This is a genomic window from Amycolatopsis sp. NPDC004772, assembly GCF_053601215.1.
On record NZ_JBSGBK010000013.1, the window covers coordinates 1 to 15407 of the forward strand.

The following is a 15407-nucleotide window of genomic DNA, read 5'->3' on the forward strand; positions in this document are numbered from 1 at the left end:
ATCCCCCCCCCGTCTCCCCCCCCCCCCGGGGCGCCCGCCCCCCGGGGCCCGGCCGCACGGGTGTAGCAACCCACAGATTTCCTGCAAAGGACGGATTTACCAGAATGGCGAACTACACCGCCGCTGACGTGAAGCGCCTGCGCGAGATGACCGGCGCCGGCATGATGGACTGCAAGAAGGCCCTCGAGGAGAACGGCGGCGACTTCGACAAGGCCGTCGAGTTCCTCCGGATCAAGGGCGCCAAGGACGTCGGCAAGCGTGCCGAGCGCGCCACCGCCGAGGGCCTGGTCACCGGCGACGGCGGCGTCCTCATCGAGCTCGACTCCGAGACCGACTTCGTCGCGAAGAACGCCGACTTCCAGGCGCTCGCCGCGAAGATCGTCGAGGTCGCGAAGTCGCTCAAGACCTCCGACGTCGAGGCGCTCAAGGGTGCCGAGCTCGACGGCAAGACCGTCAACGAGGTCGTCCAGGAGCTGTCCGCCCGCATCGGCGAGAAGCTCGAGCTGCGCCGCGTCGTGGCCTTCGAGGGCCAGACCGCGACCTACCTGCACCGCCGCGGCTCCGACCTGCCGCCGGCCGTCGGTGTGCTCGTCGAGTTCACCGGTGACGACGCCGAGGCCGCCCGCGGGGCTGCCATGCAGGTCGCCGCGCTGCGCGCGAAGTACCTGACCCGCGACGAGGTGCCGGCCGACATCGTCGAGAACGAGCGCCGCATCGCCGAGCAGACCGCCCGCGAGGAAGGCAAGCCGGAGCAGGCCATGCCGAAGATCATCGAGGGCAAGGTCAACGCCTACTACAAGGACAACGTGCTGCTCGAGCAGCCGTCGGTCAAGGACAACAAGAAGACCGTGAAGGCCCTGCTGGACGAGGCCGGCGTGACGCTGACCAAGTTCGCGCGCTTCGAGGTCGGCCAGGCCTGAGGCCAGGTCCGGGCGTAGGTTTCACCCAGTGCCCCGTCTCCGTCCAATCGGGGACGGGGCACTGTCAGGTCTGGATATGACAAAAACAGGTCGAGAGGCCTAGGAGGCGACATAGATGGGTGACCGGGTCGAAGGTGGCTACCGGCGGGTGCTGCTGAAACTGGGCGGCGAGATGTTCGGCGGTGGTTCGATCGGCGTCGATCCCGACGTCGTGCACTCGGTCGCGCAGCAGATCGCCGACGTCGCCCGCACCGGTGTCCAGGTCGCGGTCGTGATCGGCGGCGGCAACTACTTCCGCGGCGCCGAGTTGTCGCAGCGCGGCATGGACCGCGACCGCGCCGACTACATGGCGATGCTGGGCACCGTGATGAACTGCCTGGCACTGCAGGACTTCCTGGAGAAGGAGGGCCTGCCCACCCGCGTGCAGACCGCCATCACGATGGGCCAGGTCGCCGAGCCCTACATCCCGCGCCGCGCCGAGCGGCACCTGGAGAAGGGCCGCGTCGTGATCTTCGGCGCCGGGGTCGGCATGCCGTACTTCTCCACCGACACCGCGGCCGCGCAGCGGGCGCTCGAGCTGGGCTGCGAAGCCGTACTGATGGCGAAGGCCGTCGACGGCGTCTACACCGCGGACCCGAAGGCCGACCCCACCGCCGAGATGTTCCGCGAGATCACCCACCGCGAGGTGCTGGAGCGGGACCTCAAGGTCGCCGACGCGACGGCGTTCAGCCTCTGCATGGACAACAACATGCCGATCATCGTGTTCAACCTGCTCACCGAGGGGAACATCGCCCGCGCGGTGAGTGGTGAAAGAATCGGCACGTTGGTCAGCACCCCCACTGCCGGGGTGCCGGCCTAGACCTGCTGGGATCAGCAAGCGCCACCCATCACAACTACGGGAGTGACCGTGATCGACGAGACCCTCCTCGATGCCGAGGAGAAGATGGAAAAAGCGGTGTCCGTCGCCAAGGACGAGCTGCAGTCGGTTCGCACCGGCCGGGCTTCGTCGGCGATGTTCTCGCGGATCGTCGTCGAGTACTACGGCTCGCCGACCCCGCTGAACCAGCTGGCCAGCGTGAATGTGCCGGAAGCGCGGATGGCGCTCATCAAGCCGTACGACCAGTCGCAGCTCGGCGCGATCGAGAAGGCGATCCGGGAGTCGGACCTCGGGGTCAACCCGAGCAACGACGGGCAGGTCATCCGCATCGTCATCCCGCAGCTCACCGAGGAGCGGCGCAAGGAGATGGTGAAGGTCGCGAAGGGCAAGGGCGAGGACGCCCGGGTCTCGATCCGCAGCGTCCGCCGCAAGGCCAAGGACGAGCTGGACCGCATCGCCAAGGACGGCGAGGCCGGTGAAGACGACGTCGCGCGCGCGGAGAAGGAACTGCAGAACCTGACCGACACCTACGTGCACAAGGTCGACGAGCTGGTCAAGCACAAGGAAGCCGAGCTGCTCGAGGTCTGATGGCACAGGTGAGCGAGGAACGCGAGGACCGGGTGGACGCCACCGGAGCACAGCCGGCGGCCGCGCCCGGGACGCCGGAGCCGGGCGAAGCCGGCCCCCCGGCCACGCCGGACTTCCCGGGCGAGGGCGGGGCTTCGGCGACCTCGGAAACCGGCCGGGCCGCGGGGACGCCGGTCGTGCCGGAGACTTCGGAGGCCGGCGAACCGGCTCGGTTGTCGGCCGCCGGGACCACCGCTGCGGAAGCGCCTGCGGCCTCGGCCGACGGCACTCCCGCGGACCCGGAGACGGGGGCGTCGGACACGCCGGCGCCGCCCGAGGCGGTCAAGAAGGCCTCCAAGGCCGGGCGGAACCTGCCCGCGGCCATCGGGGTCGCCCTTCTGCTCGGGGCCGCGATCATCGTTTCGCTGCTCACCGTTCGCTACCTCTTCATCGGGATCATCGCGATCGCGATCGCGGTCGGCACCTTCGAATTCGCCGGGGTGCTGCGCCGGGTCGCCGACATCCGGGTCGCGATGATCCCGGTGCTCGTCGGCGGGCAGGCGATGATCTGGCTCGCCTGGCCGTTCGGGCGGGAAGGCGCGCTCACCGCGTTCGTCCTCACCGTGCTCGCCTGCCTGCTCTGGCGGCTGCCCGGTGGGGCGAAGGGCTACCTGCGCGACATCAGCGCGTCCACCTTCGCCGCCGCGTACCTGCCGCTCTTCGGAGCCTTCGCGGCGATGCTCGTGCCGCCGGAGGACGGCGTCGGACGGGTGCTCACCTTCCTGATCGGCGTCGTCGCGTCGGACACCGGTGGCTACATCGCCGGCGTTCTCGGCGGCAAGCACCCGATGGCGCCGACCATCAGCCCGAAGAAGACTTGGGAAGGCTTCGCCGGCTCGGTGATCGGCGGCGTCGTCGCCGGAGCGCTCACCCTCAGCCTGCTGCTCGACGGCCACGTCTGGCAGGGCGTGATCTTCGGTGTGGCCATCGTGCTGACCGCGACCTTGGGCGACCTCGTGGAGTCGCTGATCAAGCGCGATCTCGGCGTCAAGGACATGGGCACGCTGCTGCCCGGGCACGGCGGGATCATGGACCGGCTCGACTCGCTGCTGCCGTCGGCCGTCGTGTCCTGGCTGCTGCTTTCGGCGTTCGTGCCGGTCTAGTCGTCGTAGGGGTCGTCGACCTCCGCGCGGCCCCAGCCTTCGGTGACGCGCGAGTGGTCGATCACCGCGAACACCGCTCCCTCGGGGTCGGCGAGGATCGACATCCGGCCGAACGGCGTGTCGTACGGCTGGATCACCACCGTGCCGCCGTGCATGATCGCTTCGCCCGCGACCGCGTCGACCCCGCGGGCCGGGTCGATGTCGAAGTACACGAGCCAGTGCGGCGGGGTGTCGCGGCTGTACTCCGAACCCATCACGTACCGGTACAGCACCGGCTCGTGCTCGATGAGCCATTCGACGTAGTCCAGCATCTCGCCGTCGCCGATCTGATGGCTGCCGTAGGTGAACAGCTTGGTGTAGAAGTGATCCGCCGCGACGCCGTCGTGGGTGTTGAGGTCCGCGCCGCTGAAGGTGTTCGGGATGCCGGTGACGAACTCCCAGTTCGGCGGCACCTCCCAGAACACCACCGGCGCGCCGCACGCGTCGAGGGCGTGCATGATCGTGCCGCGGTCCGGGATGGCCACCGGCCCGAGCGTGATCCGCCCGCCGAGGTGCTCCACCCACTCGGCCGCGCTCGCGGTGTGCGGCACGGAAATGTGCGGCATCCACCCCAGCGGCGCGCCCTGGACCGCGCGGTAGAGCCCGCCGACCGGGAGGCCGTTGAGCGCGCCGATGGAGTAGCGGCCGTCGGACGTGGCCGGATCTCGCTGAGTGGTGTACTCCCAGCCGAAGAGGGCACCGTAGAATCTTTCCGCCACGGCCTGCTCCCGGCAGGCCAGCTCGATCCAGCACGGAATTCCGGCCGGGACCGGGGACGGGGTACTGGACGGGCCGATTGCCATGGGTGCTCCTCCCGATACCCACCGGATTCTAGGCGTGATCCGTGAGTTTTCCGCCAAGAATTCGCCACCGTGCGGGCACGGCCCGGCGACGAGGACCCGGAAGGAGCAGCGGGGGTGCGGTGGTCGTCGCGGCGCACGGAGGTCGTGCCGAGCCCCAACATCTGGTACTACCAGGCCGATTACGAGCTGGAGAACCGCGCGCAGGACAGCGGCGGGGAGATCTGGCGGGTGCTGCGGGAGGAGCACGACTGGGCCGGTCTGGACGTGCTGGACGTCGGCTGTGGTGACGGGTTTCACTTGCCGCGCTTCGCCCGGGACGCGCGCTCGGTACTCGGAGTGGAGCCACACGAGCCGTTGGTGCGGAGCGCGCTGAAGCGCATCGAGGGACTGTCGAACGTGGACGTCCGGATGGGCCGCGCGCAGCGGCTGCCGGTCCGCAGCGCGAGTGTCGACATCGTCCACGCGCGCACGGCGTACTTCTTCGGGCCTGGCTGCGAGCCCGGGCTGGCGGAGGCGGAGCGGGTGCTGCGGCCGGGCGGCGCGATCCTGATCGTCGACCTGGACGTCACCAGCGAGCCCTACGGCCGCTGGATGCGCGCCGACCTACCGCACTACGACCCGGGCGCCGTGGAACGGTTCTTCGCCCGGGCCGGGTTCGGCTGCCGCCGCGTCGCGACCGAATGGCGTTTCGCGACCGCCGCGGACCTCGAAGCGGTGCTGAAGATCGAGTTCAGCCGGCCGGTCGCCGAACAGGCGATCGCGGAGTCCTTGCAGCGTAACGGGAATCGCGCCGAGGACCTGACGTTGCCGGTGGGCTACCGCGTCCACGCGCGGGTCAAGCCCACCGGCCTCGTCCTGCCTGGTCACTCCGCCTTCTCCGGCGAAGCGGACTCGTCCTCGTCCTCGCCGAGGATGCCGTAGAGCGAGCGCCGGGCGTCGTTGAGGACCTCGGCCGCGCGGGCCTGCTGGCTCTCGGAGCCCGCGCGCATGATCTGCACGACGGCGGCGGCCAGGTTCTTGCCCGCCTTCGCGAGCCCGACCTCGACCGGGTCGACGTCCTGCGCGATCTGCTCCCACGGCGGGGTGCTGTCCTGCTCTTCCGCGGCGGTGCGGCCGGCGTCGGTCAGCTCGAACAGCTTCTTGCCGTTCTCGTCCTTGCTGATCACCAGGCCTTCGTCGGCCAGCATCTGCAGCGTCGGGTAGACCGAGCCCGGGCTCGGGCGCCAGAAGCCGCCGGAGCGTTCGCCGATCTCGCGGATGATCTCGTAGCCGTGCCGGGGCTGCTCGGCGAGCAGCGCCAGGATCGCGGCGCGGACGTCACCGCGGCGGCTGCGCCGTCCGCCGTGACCCCGCCGGTGCGGGCCGTGGCCGCGACCGCGTCCACCGGGGCCGAAGCCCGGGGGGAATTCGCCGAAACCACCGAAGGGCCCGAAAGGTGCGCGCCCACGTTCGTGAGCGAAGGGGTGTCGTTGCCTACGCATGTCATGTTCCTTTCTCGAACTGTTGCGACACGTTCACGATATATCGGAAACGGTCGCCTGGCAACCGGTCTTCGGTGACGCCGGTCACCTGGGAAGATCGGCGGGTGCCGGAAACCATCGACGAGATCGACGCGCGCCTGCTCCAGGCGCTGGGAGAGGACCCGCGGTCCACGGCGGTCGCGCTGGCCGAGCGGCTGGGCCTGTCCCGCAACACGGTGCAGGCCCGGCTCGTGCGGCTGGAGCAGCGCGGCGTCCTGAGGTCGTTCGAGCGCCGGATCGATCCGGCGCGGCTGGGCTACCCGCTGCGGGCGTTCGTCAACGCGCAGGTCGATCAGCGGCGCCTCGCCGAGATCGGCACCGCCCTCGCCGCGATCCCCGAGGTCACCGAGGTGTGCGGGCTGACCGGGGCGAGCGACCTGATGGTGCAGGTGGTCGCCGTCGACGCCGACGACCTGTACCGGATCGCCGGGCACATCCTGGCCTCGCCCGGCGTCGAGCGGACGAACATCTCGCTCGTCATGCGCGAGCTCGTCCCGTACCGGCTGGCGCCCCTGCTGGAGCGCGTGCATTCTGCGCAGCCGGAGGCCTGAGCCCTCGGGATCCGGTGCGCATTCTGCGCACCTGCGGCGGCATCGGTTGTGCGATGCGTCCACCAGTGCTGTCCTGGTGTGCGCTTCCTGCACGAAAGGTGTCGACGATGACCCATGCCCCCGTGACCGCCCCGGCGCTCACCGCGATCGAGCAGCGGGTCCTCTGGCTCGCCACCGCGATCGTGCACCAGGCCAATCGGGTCCGGCCGAACCCGTCCGGGCTCAAGGTGGGCGGGCACCAGGCGTCGTGCGCGTCGCTGGTCTCGATCATGACGTCGCTGTGGTTCCGGCACCTGCGTCCCGAAGACCGCGTCTCGGTGAAGCCGCACGCGTCGCCGGTGCTCCACGCGATCAACTACCTGCTCGGCGAGCTCGACGAGGCCTACCTGCCGACGCTGCGCGAGTTCGGCGGCCTGCAGAGCTACCCGAGCCGCGCCAAGGACCCGGACCCCGTCGACTACTCGACCGGCTCGGTCGGCATCGGCGCCACTGCCCCGATCTGGGGTGCGCTGGCCCGCCGCTACCTGACGACCCGCGGTTCGGCGGCCGGCACCGGACGGCAGTACTCGCTGGTCGGCGACGCCGAACTCGACGAAGGCGCGATCTGGGAGGCCATCCTCGACCCGGCCGTCGCCGAGCTGGGCGAGATCGTCTGGATCGTCGACCTCAACCGCCAGTCGCTCGACCGGGTGGTCCCGAACATCGCGGCCGGGCGGCTGCAGGGCATGTTCGATGCCTCCGGCTGGCAGGTGCTGACCCTGAAGTACGGGCGGCTGCTGGAGGAGCTGTTCACCCGGCCCGGCGGCGCCGAGCTGCGCGCCCGCATCGACGGCATGCCGAATCCCGAGTACCAGCGGCTGCTGCGCTGCGACGCCGCCCAGGTGCGCGACCGGCTGCCCGCGGGGAACGCCGCTTTGGGTGAGCTGGTCGCCTCGCTGGACGACGAGACGCTGCTGGCGGCGATCCGGAACCTCGGCGGCCACGACCTCGGCTCGCTCGACGAGGTCTTCGCGTCCATTGCGGACGACCGGCCGACGGTGATCTTCTGTTACACCGTCAAAGGTCGCGGCCTGCCCACGCAGGGGCACCCGCAGAACCACTCCTCGCTGCTGACCGTGGCCCAGATGGAAGAGCTGGCTGCTTCGCTGGGTACGGACCTCGCTTCGCCGTGGGAGGGCTTCGCTGCCGGGTCGCCCGAAGCGGCGTTGTGCGCTGAAGTCGCTTCGCGCCTTCGCCGTCCGGACGTTCCTTCGGCGTCTTCTCTGGACTTGCCGGTCGACATCGGACGTACACCGTCCGGGACCGCGACGACGCAGGCAGCGCTCGGGCGCGTCTTGCTCGACCTGACGCGCGAAGCGCCCGAAGCGGCGAAGCGCGTGGTGACGGTCAGCCCCGACGTCAGCTCGACGACCAACCTCGGCGGCTGGGTCAACAAGGTCGGCGTCTGGTCGGCGACCGAGCGCCGCGACTGGTTCGAGGACGACCCCGAGACGATCATGCACTGGCGGGAGAAGCCGACCGGCCAGCACGTCGAGCTGGGCATCGCCGAGACGAACCTGGTCGGCCTCCTGGGCGAGCTCGGCGCGACCTGGAGCCGCTGGGGCGAGCCGCTGCTGCCCATCGGCGTCATGTACGACCCGTTCGTCGAGCGCGCGCTGGAACCGTGGTCGTTCGGCATCTACGCGGGCGGGCAGTCGATCCTGATCGGGACGCCGTCCGGTGTCACGCTCGCCCCGGAAGGCGGCGCGCACCAGTCGATCACCACGCCGTCGATCGGCATCGAGCAGCCCGGCTGCGTCAGCTACGAACCGGCGTTCGCGATCGACACCGAGTGGACGCTGCTGGCCGCGCTCGGCCGGCTCGGCAAGCCGGGCGGGACGTCGTCGTACTTCCGGCTCTCGACGCGCCCGGTCGACCAGACCCTCGCCGCGGTGCCCGCCGACCCGGCCGCGCGCGAACGCCGTCGCCGTCAGGTCGTGGCGGGCGCGTACCTGCTGCGGCGCGCCGCTTCACCTGCCGTCACGCTCGCCGCGATGGGTGCGCTGGTGCCGGACACCTTGGCGGCGGCCGAGCGGCTGGCGCAGGTCGGCGTCGAGGCGGACGTCGTCTGCGTGACCAGCCCGGGCCTGTTGTTCGAGGCTCTCCAGGCGCGGTCGGGCCGGGGCGGCGCCGAGTCGTGGATCCTGGACCAGGTCTTCCCGGCTTCGCGCGCCAAGCCGCTGGTCACGGTGCTCGACGGGCATCCGCACACGCTGGCGTTCCTGGCCGGGATCAACCGGGTGCCGTCGGTCGCGCTCGGCGTCACCGGCTTCGGGCAGTCGGGGTCGCTGGAGGACGTCTACCGCTACCACGGCATCGACACGGACGCGATCATCCGGGCCGCACTCGACGCCGTCAGCTGAAGGTGGCGCCGGCGAGCAGGGTGTCCATCTTGGCGTCCCAGCCGGGGAAGGACCCGTACTGGACGACCAGGACCTTGCTCGTCGGCAGCCACCACATCCGGACCTGGTTGTTCTGCGCCGAGTTCTCGCAGGTGACCTGCCAGCGGCCGTACTCGGCCTTCTTGGGCCCGATCGGCGCGAAGCCGGAGTCGAGGAGCTTGCTGTCCTTGGCGCCCGAGGCCTTCCCGGGCGGCGAAGCGGGCGTGATGCAGGTCGGCAGATCGGTGCCGGTGTACCAGCCGAAGGGCCGCTTCGTGCTCGGCGGGTTGATCGGGGCATCGGGGTCCGTCTTGCGCAGGTCCAGAACGCGCGCTTCGCAGACCGCGGTGCCTTCGGCGATGCAGCCGTCGAGCAGGCCGTCCGGGCTGTGCTCGGTGTAGGTCGCGCCCGCCGGCAGAGGCAGGTGCAGGGCGCCGACGTTCGCCTGCGGCCCGCTCGGCTTCGCGGGCACGTTCTCCGCCGGGGTGCTGCAGGCGGCGACGCCCAGGGTGAGGGCGACAACCAGGACAAGGTGCCGGAGGGACACGCGCTCACCTCTCTCGTCGGACGCGGTGCACGGTGGATCATCCCTGTGGGTGATCCGGCCCCGCCGACCGGGGGCGGCCCGTGACCTGGGGTACACCTGGTGGGGGCGCCACGGGCAGCCCCGGCGGGCGCGTGGGACACTGGTCCGGTTATGACTGCCCTTCCCCTCGTCTTCGACGCGCCCAAGCGCGGCCTGCCGCCGCGCCACCTCGCCGACCTTTCGGTGTCCGAGCGTGCGGATGCCGTCGCCGAGCTGGGGGAGAAGCCGTTCCGCGCGAAGCAGCTGTCGAACCACTACTTCTCCCGCCTGACCGTGGACCCGGAGGAGATGACGGACATCCCGGCGGCTTCGCGCGCGCGGCTCGTAGAGTCGCTGATGCCGACGCTGCTGACCGAGGTCCGCGCCCTGGCGGCCGACAACGGCGCGACGCGCAAAACGCTGTGGCGCGCCCACGACGGCACGCTCCTGGAGAGCGTCCTGATGCGGTACCCGGACCGCGCGACGCTGTGCATTTCCAGCCAGGCGGGCTGCGGCATGGCGTGCCCGTTCTGCGCGACGGGCCAGGGCGGCCTGGACCGCAACCTGTCGACGGCGGAGATCGTCGACCAGGTCCGTTCGGCGGCGGCGGTCATGCGCGACGGCACGATGCCCGGCGGGCCCGGCCGGCTGTCGAACATCGTCTTCATGGGGATGGGCGAGCCGCTGGCCAACTACAAGCGGGTGGTGGCTGCGGTGCGGCGGATCACCGATCCCGCTCCCGGTGGGCTGGGGATCGGGCAGCGTTCGGTGACGGTGTCGACGGTGGGTCTGGCGCCGGCGATTCGCAAGCTGGCGGACGAGAAGATGCAGGTGCGGCTGGCGGTGTCGCTGCACACGCCGGACGACGAACTGCGGGACACGCTGGTGCCGGTGAACAACCGGTGGTCGGTGGACGAGGTGCTTTCGGCGGCGCGGTACTACGCCGATACCTCCGGTCGCCGGGTGTCGATCGAGTACGCGCTGATCCGGGACATCAACGACCAGCCGTGGCGGGCCGAGCTGCTCGCGAAGCGGTTGCGGCAGCACCTGGGGCAGCTGGTGCACGTGAACGTGATCCCGCTGAACCCGACGCCGGGCAGCAAGTGGGATGCGTCGCCGAAGCCGGTGGAGCGGGAGTTCGTGCGGCTGGTGAACGCCGGGGGAGTAGCGTGCACGGTGCGTGACACGCGCGGCCAGGAGATCGCCGCCGCCTGCGGGCAGCTTGCTGCCGAAGGCTGAGTTTTCGTTTCGGTTATGGAGAAATCGTCGTGATGTATGCGCCCAGCCTGCTGGACCCGGCTGCGGAATCGTTGAAACTGTCGGACTTCACCGGCGCCACGGACGTCGCCCGCCAGGCGCGGACGCTGCTCGGTGAGCGGTTCAGCTCGGTGACGTTCATGTACGTCCTGATGCGGGCGTACGAGGTCGAGTACAACGCGGCGCGCGACGCTTCGCGGTGGCACGAGTTCCACGGCGGCCCGCGGGCGCTTTCGGATGCCGATCTGGAGAAGCTGCTCGCTCCGTGGCTTGCCCGCTGACCGGCACGAATGGCGGCAGACACCCTGCGGCCGCGGTGTTAGAACGGTAGGCATTCCGCATCGGATTGCTCGATACGCCACGGTCGCCGTCGGGGTTGTCGCACTGAGCGGTGCCGGGGTTGCTCCCGCGCACGCCGTCAGTGGCCCGATCCGGAGCTTCACCTTCAGCGGGACCACGCTGACCGCGGTCAACCAGTATTCCTACTTCCCGCTCGGGCCCATCATCCCGTTGCCCGTCTCGATTTCGCGGCTTGCCGACGGTGGCGCGCAGGTCGTGGCCAGCGGCAAGGGTGTCGTGCAGTACGTGTGCCAGGGGACGGCGATCACCACCTACACCGCCAACGGCGCGGAACTCACCGTGCCGTGCGGCTGACCGGGGACGCCAGGGACTCCGACAACGTGACCAGCTCGCGGGCGTCCTCGTCCAGGCTGCCGCCGTCCGGGATGGCGATCGGCATCGGCTCCTCCGGGACCTGGTCCCGGCGGGCGTGGGCGCGCAACGCCTCCGTCAGCCGGTCCGGTAACGGCCCTTCCAGGCGAGCCACATACGGGCTGATCCGGACCAGTCCGTCGCGGCATTCGATCACCCTGCGGTAGTACCGGCGGTGGACGCCCAGGACGCTCAGCGTGTCCCAGTGGCCCCGCGGGGTGCGGCTCAGTGCGTCCTCCGGGAAGGCCTCGTGCAGCTTTGTCCACAGAGGACGGAGGCGGTGGTACGTGCGCAGGTGCTGCCACCACACCCTGGCCGCCGCCAGGCGGGTGGCGACGCCGGGGTAGGACAGACCCACCACGAGCAGGATCGCGCTCGGGAACACCAGGAACACCGTGCCCTGCACCAGCAGCCAGGGGATCGCCGCGCCCGTCCAGCGGACCAGGACCACCGCGATCAGGGTCGCCCCGCCCAGCGCGCCGATCGCAAAACCCACCGACGCCACCGACAACCCCCGCGCCAGCCGCGGGGCCGCCCCGCGCGCGTAGCGGCGTGCGAAGAAGCAGGCGCTGGCGATGCCGTACGTGAGATACAGGTCCGCCGCCAGGTAGAAGACCGATACCGCGGCCCGGGGGTACTGCGCCGGCGGGACGTCCGGCATGAGCACCGTCACCGTGGCCATCACCAGGATCGCCGTGGCCAGCGGGATCAGTTCCAGCAGCGCGCGGCGCCGGGCCCGCGCGGCCGGGAGGGCCGAGAACAGGAAGAAACACGCCAGGGAAAAGACCAGCCCGCACAGGAAGATGTGCTGGAACAGCAGCGGCACGATCCGCCCCGGGTCCGGCTGGTTGACGTCGCCCGCCAGCAGGCCCAGCGGGTACGCGGCCGCGAAGCAGGCCAGGCACGCGGTGACCATCCAGCGCGCGATGTCGCCCGGTGCGCGCGTCAGCTGGTAGATCTTCCACAGCAGCGCCGGGAACAGGATGACGCCCTGGAGCACGATCAGCGTGACCTTGCTGTTCACAGCCAGCCCAGCCGTTCGTCGAGCGCCGCGTCGATCCGCCGGGCGGCGCCCTCGTCCGACGACGGCGGTGCCACCCGGTCGAGGACCGAGGCCCACTCCAGGATGATCGTCGCCACCGTCTCGGCCTCCCGTTCGTGGTCGGTGTCGTAGGACGTGCGGAGCAGGGCGCGCCGGACCGCCTCCGGTTCCAGGCCCGGCGCCAGCTGGGCGACCAGGTCGGGGTTCTCCGCGGTGGCGCCGTGGCCGGCCAGCATGTGGCCCAGCTCGTGCAGGATGATGTGGCGCTGGTGGGCCTTGCTCGTGTCCTGCTGGTAGACGATGTAGTCGGCTTGGGCGGTGGCGATCCAGGCGCCGAACGGCCCCGGCACCGGGATCCGGTGCGGCAGCAGCCGGATCGGGCGGCCACGCTGCTCGCCGACGCTGCGGCACAGCTCGAGGACGTCCAGCGGGGGCCGGATGCCCAGTTCGTTCAGCAGCCGCCTGCAGCGGCGCCGCAACTCGCGTTCCTTCACCAGCCGCCTTGCCATCGCCGTCGGAGCACACGGACGGTAGCCCGTTCCACCCTTACGGTAGACGACGGCACCCCGGACGATCATCGCCCGCCCTGGGGACCCGGAGCCGCTAGCCGGTCTCCAGCGCGATCTCGCACAGCGACGCGCGCAACGGCGAACTGCCGCTCACCGGGTCGCTCGGTCCCTGGCTCAGCACGAGGTTGAGGTTGGCGCTGCCCTCGCCGGTGACCGGGTAGCCCGGCTCGCCGAGCCCCGCCGCCGGCTGCCACCAGCCGTGCTGGCCGCACACCACGCCCGGGTCGAGGTTGACGTTGAACTTCGCCCGCGCGCGGACGCTGCCCCGGGGCGTCTCCAGCCGCACCCAGTCGCCGGCGGAGATGCCGCGGGCCGCCGCCGTGTCCGGGTGCAGCTCGACCTGAGGGTCGGGGGCGGACTTGCGCAGGCTCGTGATCGCGCGGTGCTGGGTCTCGCAGAAGAACAGCGACTTGGCGCAGGTCAGGACCAGCGGGTAGCGGGCCGCCAGGTCCGGCCGCGACAGCGGGCCGATCGACGGCTCGTCGTAGGTCGGCAGCGGCGGATAGCCCTTCCGGAGCAGCGTTTCGGAGTACAGCTCGACGACACCGGAGGGCGTCCGGAAGCCCTGCCGTTCGTACTTGCGGTAAACCGTCTTCAGCGGCAGGCGGATGCCCTCCGGGGTGGCCCGCAGCTGGTCGAGGCTCAGGCCGCTCGGGGCGAGCCGGTGGCGCCAGGCCGCCTCGATGTCGCCGTCGAAGAAGTGCTCGCCCAGCCCGAGCGCGACGGCCAGGTCGAAGATGATCCGCAGGTCCGGACGCGCTTCGCCGCGCGGGGCGACCAGCCGACGCCGCAGCTGGACGGTGGCTTGCGCGTCCTGGCCGGTCTCGAACCCGATCCGCATGGCCTCGGCTTCCCACGCGCTCGTCGCCGGCAGCACGATGTCGGCCTGCTCCGCGGTCGGGCTCATGAACAAGTCCGTGTGGACGAAGAAGTCCAGCGCGCGCAAGGCGTCCCGGCCACGCGCGCTGTCGCCGTGGGCGAGCACCAGGTTGGCGCCGAAGTTGACCAGTGCCCGGGCCCGGTAGGGGACGCCGTCCAGCGCCGCCCGGTAGAAGTCCTCGCCGGTGACGTACTCGAACCGCGCCGGGCCGAGCGGCCGTTCGCCGACGCCGATGGCCTTGGCCCGCTGCCCGTCCGGCAGGAGCGCCGGTCCGTCGACCGGGTTCGCCGGCACGGACGTGAACAGCACGTTCCCGCCGGGCACGTCGAGGCAGCCGGTGAGGGCGTACAGCTGGCCGATCGCCCGGACGGTCTGCGTGGCGTTGCTGTGCTGCTCCAGCCCGCTCCAGGTGTAGAACGCGACCGGGCGCGCCTCCCACAGCAGCCGGGCCGCGGCGGTGATCCGGTCCGCGGGGACGCCGGTGATCCGCTCGGCGACGTCCGGGGCGAACCGGGCGCACTCTTCGGCGATGAGGTCCCAGACCCGGCGGGTCGCCACCCCGGCCGGCACCGGTGTGCCGGGGGCCAGCAGGTCGCCGGTGTCGGTCCGGACCGACCACGGCGCGTTGGTCCAGCGTTCGACGAAGTCCGGGTCGTACCAGCCGTTTTCGATCATCTCGTGGGTGATCGCCAGCGCGAGGGCGGCGTCCGTGCCAGGCCGGACGCGCAGCCAGTGGTCGGCCTTGCTCGCCAGGCCGGCCCGGCGCGGGTCCACCACGACGAGCTTCGCGCCCCGCCGCAGCGCCGCCGTGGTCGCGGTGGCGTGCGCGAGCCGGGACACCGACGGGTTGTACCCCCAGTAGAGGACGCAGCCGGCGTGGTCGAGATCGGGCAGGTAGGCGCCGGGCACCGGCTCGCCCCAGGTGTACGTGGTGGCCAGGTGCCGGCCCCAGCCGCATAGTTCCATGTAGCTGACCAGGTTCGGGCTCCCGAAGGCCCGCCGGAGCCGGGTCAGCCAGTCGACCGAGTCGGACATCGCCGACGTCGACGGCGAGGCGCTGCCGAACACGACGGCTTCCGGCCCGGACTCGGCGGCGACCGCCGTCAGCCGCGTCGCGACGGTGGCCAGGGCCTCGTCCCAGCCGATGCGCTCCCAGCCGGGGTCGGCCGCTCCCTTCGGAGCGGTCCGCCGCAGGGGGTGCAGCAGCCGGCCGGGGTGCTCGACGATCTCCGGCGCGGCCTTGCCCTTGACGCAGAGGGCCTGCCCGGTGGGGTGGCCGGGCAGCGGGCGCAGGGCGAGCAGGCGCCCGTCCTCGACGGTGGCGGTGGCTCCGCACCGGGACACGCACAGCGGGCAGAAGGTCGCCACTTCGGTCGCCATCGGCGCACCTTTCGATACGTCCGTCCGGAGCATTCATCGTGGCACCGGCGCACCCGGGTGGCGCACTACAAGTTGACAAAGGACTTTTCGTGGGGAACTCGCCGGGTTTAATTCGGTGGCGTGGCCGGGGAAGGCGGAGTTGA

16 protein-coding genes are annotated in these 15407 nt (G+C 71.1%); 10 read left to right on the forward strand and 6 right to left on the reverse strand.

What is annotated here, in order from left to right; all coding sequences use genetic code 11:
- Nucleotides 1-104 precede the first annotated feature (104 nt).
- The 4 genes from tsf to ACWEF6_RS10830 all read left to right on the forward strand — a co-directional run bounded on the left by tsf (nucleotide 105) and on the right by ACWEF6_RS10830 (nucleotide 3527).
- A complete protein-coding gene (gene tsf, locus ACWEF6_RS10815) occupies nucleotides 105-920 on the forward strand; it encodes a translation elongation factor Ts (RefSeq protein ID WP_310974433.1) in 816 nt (271 codons plus the stop codon).
- A gap of 115 nt (nucleotides 921-1035) precedes the next feature.
- The gene (gene pyrH, locus ACWEF6_RS10820) at nucleotides 1036-1779 is read left to right on the forward strand and encodes a UMP kinase (protein ID WP_013223864.1); all 744 of its coding nucleotides are present in this window, start codon (nucleotides 1036-1038) and stop codon (nucleotides 1777-1779) included.
- 48 nt (nucleotides 1780-1827) lie between these two features.
- Nucleotides 1828-2385: a ribosome recycling factor gene (gene frr / locus ACWEF6_RS10825; protein ID WP_003065592.1), complete on the forward strand. Its 558-nt coding sequence runs from the start codon at nucleotides 1828-1830 to the stop codon at nucleotides 2383-2385.
- On the forward strand, nucleotides 2385-3527 hold the full coding sequence (locus tag ACWEF6_RS10830) for a CDP-archaeol synthase (RefSeq protein ID WP_449682725.1): 1143 nt from the start codon (nucleotides 2385-2387) through the stop codon (nucleotides 3525-3527). Before frr ends, ACWEF6_RS10830 begins: the two co-directional genes overlap by 1 nt.
- Here ACWEF6_RS10830 and ACWEF6_RS10835 read toward each other — a convergent pair.
- Nucleotides 3524-4369, reverse strand: a complete 846-nt coding sequence (locus tag ACWEF6_RS10835) for a VOC family protein (RefSeq protein ID WP_449682726.1) — start codon at nucleotides 4367-4369, stop codon at nucleotides 3524-3526. The genes ACWEF6_RS10830 and ACWEF6_RS10835 overlap by 4 nt on opposite strands.
- A gap of 114 nt (nucleotides 4370-4483) precedes the next feature.
- Here ACWEF6_RS10835 and ACWEF6_RS10840 point away from each other — a divergent pair, with 114 nt between their 5' ends.
- Nucleotides 4484-5290, forward strand: coding sequence for a class I SAM-dependent methyltransferase (locus tag ACWEF6_RS10840; protein ID WP_449682846.1), 807 nt, complete (start codon nucleotides 4484-4486; stop codon nucleotides 5288-5290).
- On the opposite strand, the gene ACWEF6_RS10845 is transcribed toward ACWEF6_RS10840, so the two are convergent.
- Nucleotides 5233-5850: a PadR family transcriptional regulator gene (locus tag ACWEF6_RS10845; RefSeq protein ID WP_449682727.1), complete on the reverse strand. Its 618-nt coding sequence runs from the start codon at nucleotides 5848-5850 to the stop codon at nucleotides 5233-5235. The genes ACWEF6_RS10840 and ACWEF6_RS10845 overlap by 58 nt on opposite strands.
- A 104-nt stretch (nucleotides 5851-5954) precedes the next feature.
- Here ACWEF6_RS10845 and ACWEF6_RS10850 point away from each other — a divergent pair, with 104 nt between their 5' ends.
- Together ACWEF6_RS10850 and ACWEF6_RS10855 are read left to right on the forward strand one after the other, a co-directional pair.
- Nucleotides 5955-6440, forward strand: coding sequence for an Lrp/AsnC family transcriptional regulator (locus ACWEF6_RS10850; RefSeq protein ID WP_310974429.1), 486 nt, complete (start codon nucleotides 5955-5957; stop codon nucleotides 6438-6440).
- 107 nt (nucleotides 6441-6547) lie between these two features.
- A complete protein-coding gene (locus ACWEF6_RS10855) occupies nucleotides 6548-8842 on the forward strand; it encodes a transketolase-like TK C-terminal-containing protein (RefSeq protein ID WP_449682728.1) in 2295 nt (764 codons plus the stop codon).
- Here ACWEF6_RS10855 and ACWEF6_RS10860 read toward each other — a convergent pair.
- Nucleotides 8835-9407 (reverse strand): hypothetical protein, encoded by a 573-nt coding sequence (locus tag ACWEF6_RS10860; protein ID WP_449682729.1) that lies wholly within the window; start codon nucleotides 9405-9407, stop codon nucleotides 8835-8837. The genes ACWEF6_RS10855 and ACWEF6_RS10860 overlap by 8 nt on opposite strands.
- A gap of 150 nt (nucleotides 9408-9557) precedes the next feature.
- On the opposite strand from ACWEF6_RS10860, the gene rlmN reads away from it, so the two are divergent.
- From rlmN to ACWEF6_RS10875, 3 genes are read left to right on the forward strand one after another with little or no spacing between them, the layout of a single operon-like run.
- On the forward strand, nucleotides 9558-10664 hold the full coding sequence (gene rlmN, locus ACWEF6_RS10865; protein WP_310974426.1) for a 23S rRNA (adenine(2503)-C(2))-methyltransferase RlmN: 1107 nt from the start codon (nucleotides 9558-9560) through the stop codon (nucleotides 10662-10664).
- A 32-nt stretch (nucleotides 10665-10696) separates the two neighbouring features.
- On the forward strand, nucleotides 10697-10963 hold the full coding sequence (locus ACWEF6_RS10870; RefSeq protein WP_449682730.1) for a hypothetical protein: 267 nt from the start codon (nucleotides 10697-10699) through the stop codon (nucleotides 10961-10963).
- Complete coding sequence (locus ACWEF6_RS10875) at nucleotides 10953-11336, forward strand: hypothetical protein (RefSeq protein ID WP_449682731.1); 384 nt, start codon at nucleotides 10953-10955, stop codon at nucleotides 11334-11336. Before ACWEF6_RS10870 ends, ACWEF6_RS10875 begins: the two co-directional genes overlap by 11 nt.
- Here the strand turns inward: ACWEF6_RS10875 and ACWEF6_RS10880 are convergent.
- The 3 genes from ACWEF6_RS10880 to ACWEF6_RS10890 all read right to left on the reverse strand — a co-directional run bounded on the left by ACWEF6_RS10880 (nucleotide 11317) and on the right by ACWEF6_RS10890 (nucleotide 15264).
- The gene (locus tag ACWEF6_RS10880) at nucleotides 11317-12417 is read right to left on the reverse strand and encodes an MAB_1171c family putative transporter (RefSeq protein ID WP_449682732.1); all 1101 of its coding nucleotides are present in this window, start codon (nucleotides 12415-12417) and stop codon (nucleotides 11317-11319) included. The genes ACWEF6_RS10875 and ACWEF6_RS10880 overlap by 20 nt on opposite strands.
- Complete coding sequence (locus ACWEF6_RS10885; RefSeq protein ID WP_449682847.1) at nucleotides 12414-12929, reverse strand: hypothetical protein; 516 nt, start codon at nucleotides 12927-12929, stop codon at nucleotides 12414-12416. Before ACWEF6_RS10885 ends, ACWEF6_RS10880 begins: the two co-directional genes overlap by 4 nt.
- A 109-nt stretch (nucleotides 12930-13038) precedes the next feature.
- Nucleotides 13039-15264: a molybdopterin-containing oxidoreductase family protein gene (locus ACWEF6_RS10890; RefSeq protein ID WP_449682733.1), complete on the reverse strand. Its 2226-nt coding sequence runs from the start codon at nucleotides 15262-15264 to the stop codon at nucleotides 13039-13041.
- Nucleotides 15265-15407: the final 143 nt, after the last annotated feature.

Bases quoted from the DNA above. Each gene is read 5' to 3' on its own strand.
- ACWEF6_RS10845 (WP_449682727.1), bottom strand. From the start codon at position 5,850: ATGCGTAGGCAACGACACCCCTTCGCTCACGAACGTGGGCGCGCACCT.
- ACWEF6_RS10890 (WP_449682733.1), bottom strand. From the start codon at position 15,264: ATGGCGACCGAAGTGGCGACCTTCTGCCCGCTGTGCGTGTCCCGGTGC.
- ACWEF6_RS10830 (WP_449682725.1), top strand. From the start codon at position 2,385: ATGGCACAGGTGAGCGAGGAACGCGAGGACCGGGTGGACGCCACCGGA.
- ACWEF6_RS10855 (WP_449682728.1), top strand. From the start codon at position 6,548: ATGACCCATGCCCCCGTGACCGCCCCGGCGCTCACCGCGATCGAGCAG.
- tsf (WP_310974433.1), top strand. From the start codon at position 105: ATGGCGAACTACACCGCCGCTGACGTGAAGCGCCTGCGCGAGATGACC.
- rlmN (WP_310974426.1), top strand. From the start codon at position 9,558: ATGACTGCCCTTCCCCTCGTCTTCGACGCGCCCAAGCGCGGCCTGCCG.
- ACWEF6_RS10870 (WP_449682730.1), top strand. From the start codon at position 10,697: ATGTATGCGCCCAGCCTGCTGGACCCGGCTGCGGAATCGTTGAAACTG.
- pyrH (WP_013223864.1), top strand. From the start codon at position 1,036: ATGGGTGACCGGGTCGAAGGTGGCTACCGGCGGGTGCTGCTGAAACTG.
- ACWEF6_RS10835 (WP_449682726.1), bottom strand. From the start codon at position 4,369: ATGGCAATCGGCCCGTCCAGTACCCCGTCCCCGGTCCCGGCCGGAATT.